The following is a 10,273-nucleotide window of genomic DNA, read 5'->3' as shown; positions in this document are numbered from 1 at the left end:
TGGAACCGATTTTCCTTCAGCAATAAAATCTGGAATAAAGCGTAAGAAAATAAGATTTATCAATACAATAATTCCAACATTTAATAATTTAATAATAGCATATCGTATTGGTCTGTTTGCTGCGCGTAAATAAGCAAATGGTACTACAGAAATAGTATCTATCACTAAAATTCCAATAAATAATTTAAATTGTAAGGCGTTGTTAGAAAAATCGAAAAGGCTTATAAACTGGTTTGAAAATATAAAAGCACTTGCTAAAAATAGGATAGAAGCAACAAAAACACTTATAAATGAGGTTGAAATTATGCTGTCTTTTTTTCCTTCGGAATTATAAAACCTAAAAAAAGAGGTTTCCATACCAAAGGTTAGCAAAACGGTAAATAAAGCAATCCAAATATAAAAATTAGTATTTTCAGCGTAATTATCAGTAGGTAGCGCATCGGTATGAACGCGGACTAGTAAAAAGTTGATAACTCTAGGTAAAACGGCTGCAATTCCGTAAATTATGGTATCCTTGAAAAATCTTTTAAGTGTGCTCAAAGTTTGGTATAAAGGTGTTTTTTTATAAAAGCATAAAAGTACAAAAGTAAATATTGAATTCAATAAAAATAGTTGAAGGATATGTTACCATAATTTTAAGAGTCATTTTAATTAAGTTTTTTTACTTTTGAATTTTAAAACCATATGTATGATTAATAATCCGAAAATTGCAGTTTTTGGAAGTGGAAGTTGGGCTACTGCAATTGTTAAAATGTTGTGTGAAAATTTAGATCAAGTTGGATGGTATATACGAAATGAATCTACATTAGACTATATAAAAGAGAACCAACACAATCCAAATTATTTAAGTTCAGCAGAATTATCTATTGAAAAATTACATTTATCGAGTAATATAAACACATTAGTTTCATATGCAGATATTTTAATTTTTGCAATTCCATCGGCTTTTTTAAAAGCTGAATTAGATAAAATTACTGTTGATTATTCATCAAAAATTGTATTTTCTGCTATTAAAGGAATTGTACCAGAAAGCGGTTTAATTGTTGGAGAACACTTTCATAAAAATTACAATATTCCATTTGAAAATATTGGAGTAATTACTGGTCCTTGTCACGCAGAAGAAGTTGCCATGGAACGTTTATCTTATTTAACCATTGCTTGCCAAGATGCCAAAAAAGCAAAGCAAATGAGTAAATTATTAGCCAGTCATTATATAAATACTAAAATTTCTGATGATATTATTGGAACGGAATATGCCGCTATGCTTAAAAATATTTATGCAATTGCAGCTGGTATTGCACATGGTTTGGGATATGGAGATAATTTTCAATCAGTGTTAATGTCAAACTCTATTAGAGAAATGAAACGTTTTATAAAAAAAGTGCATAAAATGAAACGTAACATTAACAATTCGGCCTATTTAGGAGATTTATTGGTTACCGGTTATTCTGTTTTTAGTAGAAATAGAATGTTTGGAAATATGATTGGCAAAGGATATACAGTAAAAAGCGCTATGATGGAAATGAGTATGGTAGCCGAAGGATATTATGCAGCAAAAAGTGCGTATGCAATAAACGAGAAAAATAAAGCAAAAACACCTATAATAGATGCGGTGTATCAGGTGCTGTATTTAAACAAAAATCCAAAGCAGGTGTTTAAAAAATTAACAGAATTATTAGATTAATTGTTGATTTCTAGGAATTAATTAACGTTAATTTTAAATAAATTTTAACACTTTTTGTGTTTTGCATTAAAATAATTTTAACTTTGCAACTTAATTTATTTTTTAACAATGAAAAAAGGTACAGTAAAATTCTTTAATGAATCTAAAGGTTTTGGATTTATTACAGAAGACGGATCAAAAACAGAATACTTCGTACACATTTCTGGTTTAGTAGACGAAATCAGAGAAGGTGATGCAGTAGAATTTGATTTAAAAGAAGGAAAAAAAGGTTTAAACGCTGTAAGTGTTAGCGTAATCTAAGAATTATCAAACTTTTTAAAGAATTTAAAGCTCATCAATATTGATGAGCTTTTTTTATGTCTATGGTTTTCTTATTGTGATATTAATCATAAATCTAATATTTTTGATTTTGTATTTTTGTTAAATATTTCATTTAAAATAAGTTATGAGCAAAAAAATTGGTATTATTTATTCTTCGGTAGATGGACAAACTTTAAAAATATGTAAAAAAATAGAAGAACAACTTCAAAATAAAAACCTGTCAGTTTCTCTTTTTTCTATTGATAATTTTAATGAAGATATTTTAAGTTTTGATACCCTAATTATTGGTGCAAGTATTAGGTACGGTGTTCATAATGAAAAAATTATAAAATTTATAAACACTAATAAAAATAAGTTAGATTCTATAAAAACTGCATTTTTCTCGGTAAATTTAGTGGCCCGTAAACCAGAAAAAAGCACTCCAACCACCAATCCTTACGTAGTTAAATTTTTTAAAAATATAAATTGGAACCCAACCATTGTTGAAGTATTTGCGGGAAATTTAGACTATAGTAAGTATCCTTTTTTCGATAGAATAATGATTCAATTAATAATGTGGATTACCAAAGGCCCAACTGATAAAAATACCAAAATTGAATATACAAACTGGGATAAAGTAAAATTGTTTAGTAATGAAGTACAAATAATTTAATTTATTATATTAGCAAAACGTACAAATTAAAACCCCGTAAATGCCAATATGGTAGAAAATTACATTAATAATACTTTAAAATTTATAGCTGATAATGGGTATAAATTAAACAACAATCAATTTTTACAAGAAACAGCCATATTTTTAGCTGATTTATTAAATGTTAATTATGTTTTAATTAATAAATATTCTACTGAGAATCCAAATATTGTAACTATTGAATGCTTTTATTCTAAAAAGCAACAAACTTTTTTTCCAAAAACAATTTACAATTTAGCCAATACTCCTTGTCAAAATGTTATAAATAAAAGTATTTGTAGTTATCCTTCAAACACAAAAAAATTATTTCCAAAAGATGAAGCTTTAACCAAATTTAATATTGAAAGTTATATTGGCGTTCCCTTATGGAGTAAAAATAAACAGCCTATTGGTTTAATTGCAATAATGAATGATAAACCAATAAGCGATGTAAAAATAATTGAAAATTGCGTTCAAATTCTTGCCATTAAATTAGAGAAATATTTAGAAAAAATAATTTTAAATGATCAAATTAATTTAACCAATGTTAACTTAGAAAATTCACAAAATAATTTTGAAAAATTATCAAATTTAACTTTTGAAGGAATTTTAATTCATAAAAAGGGTATTGCAACTGATATAAATTTATCATTAGCAACTATGTTTGGCTATAAAAAGGAAGAAATAATTGGTAAAAATATAATTGATCTATTTTTTGATAAAAAATACCACAATCAAATTGAACAAGAGAGTAGCAAAATACATGCTTTACCATACGAAATTGAAGGTATTAAAAAAGATAAATCTACTTTTAATGTAGAAATAGAATCTAAAACAATTAAATTAGGAGATACTAAAAAGCTTAGAGTTGCGGCTATTAGAGATGTTACTGAAAGAAAAAATGTTGAAAATAGATTACAGGAAGCACAAAAAATAGCTTGTTTAGGCTCGTATTCTTTTAATGTTATTAAAAACACATGGAACAGTTCCAAAATATTGAATGGTATTATTGGTATTGAATCCAATTATCCTAAAACTTTAGAATCGTGGCTGCAATTAGTTCACCCAGATGATAGAGCGGATTTTGCTTCGTATTTAGAAACACAAATTTTAACAAAACACCTGCCATTTGATAAACAATACCGAATTATTAGAAATAATGACCAACAAATTAGATGGGTGCATGGTTTTGGAAAACTTATTTTTGATAAAAATAAAAACCCAATTGAGTTAATAGGAACCATACAAGATATAACACCTACAATAAAAACACAACTAGAACTTCAAAAGGCCAAAGAAAAAGCAGAAGAAAGTGAATTGTTATTTAAATCTTTAGTAAAACAGGCTGGAGATGCTATGTATTTGGCCGATTTTGAAGGAAATATTATTGAAGTTAATGATAAGGCGGTTCAAAACTCTGGTTATAGTAGAACGGAGTTATTAACCATGAATGCTAAAAATTTAGAAGCTGAATTTAATAAATTAAACAAAAACAAATCGGTTTGGAATAAATTATCAAGTAAAAAACAGGTAACCATTGAAACGTTACATAAAAGAAAAAACGGATCCATTTTTCCAGTTGAAATTAATATTGCAGCACTTAAAATTGGCGATAAAAAATTACTACTAGGGTTTGCCAGAGATATTTCTGAAAGGAAAAAGATTTCAGAAGAACTAAAATTATTATCTACTGCTGTTTCACAAAGTGGAAATTCTATTGTTATAACCGATAAATTTGGAAAAATAGAATTTGTAAATCCTAAATTTACGGAAGTAACCGGCTACTCATCTAAAGAAGTTATTGGAAAAACACCCAATGTTTTTAAATCTAAAACACATTCAGATATTTTTTATAAAACATTATGGGATACTATTTTAAGTGGTAAAAATTGGAAAGGAATTTTTCAGAATAAAACAAAAAAAGGAAAATTAATTTGGGAACAAGCAACCATAACTCCCATAAAAAATGAGCAAGGAATAATCACTAACTTTTTAGCCATTAAAGAAGATATTACAGAACAAAAACAATCTGAAATAGATTTAAAAGAAGCGTATGTTAAAATACAAGAAAGCGAAGATTATTTAAAACGAATTCTTGAAACTGCCAATGAAGGTTTTTGGATGATTAGCACTAATGGTGTTACCATTGATGTTAATATAAAAATGTGTAGTATTTTAGGCTATAAAAAAGACGAATTTGTTAAAAAATCTATATTTGATTTTGTTGATGAAAAAAACAAATTACTTTTTCTAGAGCAAATGACATTGCGAGATAAAGGATTATCAACATCTTACGAAATTGAATTGATTAAAAAGAATGGTAAAAAAGCTGTTTGTTTATTTAATACCTCACCAGTATATGATGACAATAATACCCGCAAAGCATCATTTGCACTTGTAACCGATGTTACCAAACTTAAAGTTGCCTCCAATAAACTAAAATCTAGAAATCACGAATTAAGTGAGTTAAGTGTAGAATTATTTAAAAGCAATAAAAAATTAAAAGAATTAAGCTCTAGGTTTATAAATTTATTTGAAGAAAGTCCTATTTCTATTCTAGAAGAAGATTTTTCAGAAGTAATTGAGTGTATTCATCAAAAAAAATCTGAAACCAACGATTTTAAAAAATATTTAGATGAAAATTTAGATTTTGTAAAACATTGTACTAATAAAATTAAAATTTTAAATGTTAACAGTGCAAGTTTAAATTTATTTGGAGTTAAAGATAAAGATGAATTAACAAACCATTTACGTAAAACAAATAATGAAAACTCATATGAAGCTTTAAAAAAGGAGTTTTTGGCAATAGCCAATGGAGAAACTGAGTTTAAAACTGAAGCGCAATTTATTAACACCAACGGCGAAGGTATTTATGCCTACGTAAAATTAGCTATAATAAATGAAAACGGTAAGGCAATAGCCACAATTATAGATATTACAAACCTTAAAAATACCGAAAGCCAATTAATTTTAGCAAAAGAAAAAGCAGAAGAAAGTAACAGACTTAAAACGGAGTTTTTAAATAACATGTCTCATGAAATTAGAACTCCAATGAATGGTATTTTAGGCTTTTCAGAATTGTTAAACAACACAGAATTGTCCCCAGCTAAAAGAAATTACTATGTAAGTATAATTCAAAACAGTGGAAACCAATTATTACATGTAATAGATGATATTATTGAAATTTCTAGGCTTGGAACAAAGCAAGTAAAAGTTGTAGAAAATAAAGTATGTTTAAACGATTTATTATTGGAACTATTTTCGGTTTTCGATTTAAAAGCCAAAGAAAATGGAATACCTTTATACATAAAAAATCAACTTTCGGATTGCGAAAGTACTATTTATACAGACAAAGGTAAACTCCAAAAAATTATAAGCAATTTGTTAGAAAACGCCTTAAAATTTACCAATAAAGGGTATGTTACTTTTGGGTATAATTTAGTAGGTGAAACTATAGAAATATTTGTAAAAGACACCGGAATTGGTATTAAACCAGAAAAACAAAGCATTATTTTTGAACGTTTTTCACAAGAAGAGAAAGATGTGTCTAGAAACGCAAGTGGTTTAGGGCTTGGTTTGTCAATTGCAAAAGAAAATACAAGCTTAATAGGTGGCACAATTTCTGTAGAATCAGAAAAATGGGAAGGTTCAACTTTTTGGTTAAAAATACCATATAAACGCGTAGATAATCCAAACATGAAAAAAGATTTATGTTTAAATGAAGTAAACTCAAAACAAAAATACAAAGTTTTAGTTGCTGAAGATGAAGAAGTTAATTACTTATTTATTGAAATAATTTTATTGGATAAAATTCAATTAAATTGTGAAATTATTCATGCAAAAGACGGTAAAGAAGCCGTTGAATTATGTGAAATAAATGAAGATATAGATTTTGTTCTAATGGATATTAATATGCCTATTATGAATGGTTATGAGGCAACTAAAAGAATTAAAGAAATGCGCCCTCAATTACCTGTAATTGCGCAAACAGCCTATTCAACACCTGAAGATAAAGAAAAAGCATTTGCCTCAGGTTGTAACGATTTTATTTCTAAACCACTAAATAAAGATGCCCTAAAAACTATAATTGAAAGCCATTTGAAATAATATTTTAATAAAAATTGTTAAAAAATCTATGAAATTGAAGTCAATATTTTTGTTGCTTTTTATGCTATTCTGCAAAATAGTTATAGCTCAGCAAAATAAAAATTTAATTTTTGAAAATGATAGTATTGCAATTTACGACACGTATTTATCGTTAAATTCTAAAGAAAATATTGCACCAATAATTTATAAAGACGGACTTATTTATGCATCTGCCAATGCATCTGGTTTTTATAAAGTATATTTTTCTGATTTAAAAAGCAACCCTCAAAAAATTAAAATAAAAGGTAATCGCCATGTTGGCTTATCAGCTATTTATAATAATGAAGCTTATATTACCAAAACAGTTACAAATTTTAAAAAAGGTTTTTTAAATGTTGATGGCTTAGCAATTTTTAAGGGAACTATAGAAAACCTTAAAGTATCTAAATTGAAACCATTAACAATATGTAAAGAAGGATCAAATTATGGGCATCCTTCCATAACAAAAAACGGAAATAAAATGGTAATTGTTACCAATGAAAAAGGTGCTTTTCATCTGTTAGAATTAGTAAGAGATACGAATAATGAATGGCAACGTTCTGAGATTATTTTTATTACGCATCCTAGATTTACAATAATTAATCCAACATATTATGATGAAAATACCATTTATTTTTCCTCAAATGAGTACGATGGAAAAATTGAAAAGGTTGAATACTCCATAGAAAATGATAAACCAGTAATTAATAATGTAATTTATGAAAGAGGCGATTATAATATTTATAAAACGGTTAAAATTGATGGAAAATGGAGTTTACCCAGAAAAGTATCCGTTTTAAATTCTGAATTTGACGATTTAAGTGTTGTTTTTATAACTGAAAAAACTGGTTATATAAATAGTTTTAGATATGATGATACCGATAATATTTACTATTTTGAATTAAAACAATAAACAAACAGGTGTTGGAACGTTAATACTATAAGAAAAAGTAAGAATTCCAGTTTCTTTATCTACCTTATAAACACTTATATTTTCGCTTCGTTGGTTAGCAACTAATAAAAAATTTCCATCAGGCGAAAGTGTAAAATTTCTTGGCCAATCACCGTTTACACTAATATTTTGAATTTTTTCAAGCGTTCCATCTTTTAAGTTTCTTTTAAATACAACAATTGAATTTTCTCCTCTGTTAGATCCGTATAAAAACTGCTCATTGTCAGATAAATGAATATCTGCACATTGATTTTTTCCTGTAAAATCTTCTTTTAAAGTACTTAAACTTTGAATATTTACATAATCGTTTTTTCCTTTCTTTTGAAGTACAGTAACTGTTGAATTTAACTCATTAATAACGTAAATAAAAGCACCTTTTTTTGATATTTCAAAATGACGAGGTCCTGCACCATTCTTCATTAAATAATTTTCTTTTAAAGCATATTCTTTATCATTAAAAATATATTGTGCTAAAAAATCACGTCCTAAATCGGCTGTAAATAAGTTGTTTTTATAAAATTTTGCTGAATGTGCGTGCGATTTAATACTGTCCGTATTATGGTTTAAAATTTGGCTAGCTTCACTAATACTTCCGCTTTTATGAACGTTAAAAATAGAAAATGTACCACCGCCATAATTAGAAACTACTAATTTAGTATCTTTTTCATTTAACTGCACATGACAAGGCGCATTACCGTAAGAGCTAACTTTATTAATAAAGGCTAAGGTTCCATCTGAATTTACTTCATAAGCTTTTACAAAACCAGTTTCACCCGTTTCACTAACGGCAAATAAATATTTTTTATCTGATGAAAATGTAATAAATGATGGATTTTCAGTTTTTACAGCTAATTTATTAGCTGATATTTCACCAGTTAATGTATTAAAATTGTAATAATAAATTCCTTCACTATTTTCGCCAGTGTAGGTTCCAACATATAACCGAATTGTTTGCGCGTTTAAAAAAAAACTACTTATAAATAGCATTACAAAACTATAGAATTTCATAAAATTAGGGTATTTTAAATTACTTTAGCAATATACCACGTTTATTTAATAGTGGAATGGTTCTAAGGGCACTTTCTTTTATAGTTCCTTTTTTAAAAACATATTTTTTATCAAACATTGCATTACCTTCAAAAAAGGTAACGTTAAAAAAGTTTGAAAGTTTTAAAACACTTTCTTCTAACAATTCTACTTTGGCAAATGATTTAGCCGGAAGTTTTTCAATTTTATGACGTAATAGTGAAGTTTCAATTAATTTATCTTCATCATATCCTTTAGAAACTACCAACACCATTTCTAAATCAACTTCTTTATTGTTAATAATATAAGCGTTCCAATCCTCTGTTTTAAAGTCTTCATTGTATTCTTTTACAACAGCCATAAAAACATCACTAACTTCTGGAATTTTAATGTCTTTTTTCATGTGATTTTAATAAAAAAATTCCGCATTAGAGCGGAATTTAAGGTTTTATAGTACAGATTTAAATTGCTCTAAAAAACGAACGTCATTTTCGTAAAACATTCTAATATCTGGTATTTGATATAATAACATTGCAATACGTTCAATTCCCATTCCAAATGCATAACCAGAATAAATTTCAGGGTCTATATTTGCATTCTTTAATACATTAGGATCAACCATTCCGCAACCCATAATTTCTAACCAACCAGTTCCTTTGGTAATTTTATAATCGGTTTCAGTTTCTAATCCCCAATAAATATCAACCTCGGCGCTTGGCTCTGTAAACGGAAAATAAGAAGGGCGTAAACGTATTTTAGATTTCCCAAACATTTCTTTAGTAAAATACAACAAGGTTTGTTTTAAATCGGCAAAAGAAACATCTGTATCAATGTATAAACCTTCAACTTGGTGAAAAATACAATGCGCACGTGCAGAAATATCTTCGTTTCTAAAAACTCTACCAGGAGAAATTGTTCTAATTGGTGGTTTATTGTTTTCCATATATCTTACTTGAACCGATGATGTGTGGGTTCTTAATAAAATATCTGGATTTGTTTCAATAAAAAATGTATCCTGCATATCACGTGCCGGATGATATTCTGGTAAGTTTAAAGCAGTAAAATTATGCCAGTCGTCTTCAATTTCTGGTCCTTCAGATACTGTAAAACCAATGCGTGAAAAAACATCAATAATTTTATTTCTAACCAATGATATTGGATGGCGGGATCCTAATTCAATAGGTTCTTCTGGACGTGTTAAATCACCATAAAAACCTTTTTGATCATTTGCGCTATCCAAAACATCTTTAAGTTGGTTTACTTTATCTTGCGCTAAATTTTTTAGGGTGTTTAAAGCTTGTCCAAATTCTTTTCTTTCAGCAGGAGCAACATTTTTAAACTCGTCAAATAAATCGTTTAATAATCCTTTTTTACTTAAAAACTTAATTCTAAAAGTTTCAATTTCATCTTTGGTAGTTGCATTAAACGCACTTACTTCACCAATCAGTTCTTTTACTTTATCTAACATTTTCTATAAAATTAGTCTGCAAATTTA

At 27.5% G+C, this 10,273-nt stretch carries 9 protein-coding genes; 5 read left to right on the top strand and 4 right to left on the bottom strand.

Annotated features, from left to right (window positions below):
- Positions 1-540 (bottom strand): lipopolysaccharide biosynthesis protein (locus tag ABY298_RS12335; RefSeq protein WP_372746365.1); only part of this gene is annotated, 540 nt, incomplete at its 3' end.
- A 148-nt stretch (positions 541-688) separates the two neighbouring features.
- Between ABY298_RS12335 and ABY298_RS12330 the strand changes: the two genes are divergently transcribed.
- The 5 genes from ABY298_RS12330 (at position 689) to ABY298_RS12310 (ending at position 7,713) form a co-directional block, all read left to right on the top strand.
- A complete protein-coding gene (locus ABY298_RS12330) occupies positions 689-1,684 on the top strand; it encodes an NAD(P)H-dependent glycerol-3-phosphate dehydrogenase (RefSeq protein ID WP_372746364.1) in 996 nt (331 codons plus the stop codon).
- Positions 1,685-1,792: 108 nt separating this feature from the next.
- Complete coding sequence (locus ABY298_RS12325; protein WP_372746363.1) at positions 1,793-1,984, top strand: cold-shock protein; 192 nt, start codon at positions 1,793-1,795, stop codon at positions 1,982-1,984.
- A gap of 145 nt (positions 1,985-2,129) precedes the next feature.
- Positions 2,130-2,657, top strand: coding sequence for a menaquinone-dependent protoporphyrinogen IX dehydrogenase (gene hemG / locus ABY298_RS12320; protein WP_372746362.1), 528 nt, complete (start codon positions 2,130-2,132; stop codon positions 2,655-2,657).
- A gap of 48 nt (positions 2,658-2,705) precedes the next feature.
- Entirely contained in the window at positions 2,706-6,782 is a 4,077-nt protein-coding gene (locus ABY298_RS12315; RefSeq protein WP_372746361.1) for a PAS domain S-box protein, read from the top strand.
- Between the two features lie 34 nt (positions 6,783-6,816).
- Positions 6,817-7,713 carry a hypothetical protein gene (locus ABY298_RS12310; protein ID WP_372746360.1) on the top strand — a complete coding sequence of 299 codons (897 nt, stop codon included), beginning with the start codon at positions 6,817-6,819 and terminating at the stop codon, positions 7,711-7,713.
- Here the strand turns inward: ABY298_RS12310 and ABY298_RS12305 are convergent.
- From ABY298_RS12305 to pheS, 3 genes are read right to left on the bottom strand one after another with little or no spacing between them, the layout of a single operon-like run.
- Positions 7,702-8,760 carry a lactonase family protein gene (locus tag ABY298_RS12305; protein ID WP_372746359.1) on the bottom strand — a complete coding sequence of 353 codons (1,059 nt, stop codon included), beginning with the start codon at positions 8,758-8,760 and terminating at the stop codon, positions 7,702-7,704. The two genes, ABY298_RS12310 and ABY298_RS12305, sit on opposite strands and share 12 nt — an antisense overlap.
- A gap of 19 nt (positions 8,761-8,779) precedes the next feature.
- Positions 8,780-9,181 carry a hypothetical protein gene (locus tag ABY298_RS12300; RefSeq protein WP_372746358.1) on the bottom strand — a complete coding sequence of 134 codons (402 nt, stop codon included), beginning with the start codon at positions 9,179-9,181 and terminating at the stop codon, positions 8,780-8,782.
- A gap of 45 nt (positions 9,182-9,226) precedes the next feature.
- The gene (gene pheS / locus ABY298_RS12295) at positions 9,227-10,246 is read right to left on the bottom strand and encodes a phenylalanine--tRNA ligase subunit alpha (RefSeq protein ID WP_372746357.1); all 1,020 of its coding nucleotides are present in this window, start codon (positions 10,244-10,246) and stop codon (positions 9,227-9,229) included.
- Positions 10,247-10,273 lie beyond the last annotated feature (27 nt).

The organism is Lutibacter sp., from assembly GCF_041596795.1.
Taxonomy (GTDB): domain Bacteria; phylum Bacteroidota; class Bacteroidia; order Flavobacteriales; family Flavobacteriaceae; genus Lutibacter.
Note: the sequence above shows the minus strand (reverse complement) of the source record. Positions and strands in the feature narration are given on the sequence as shown.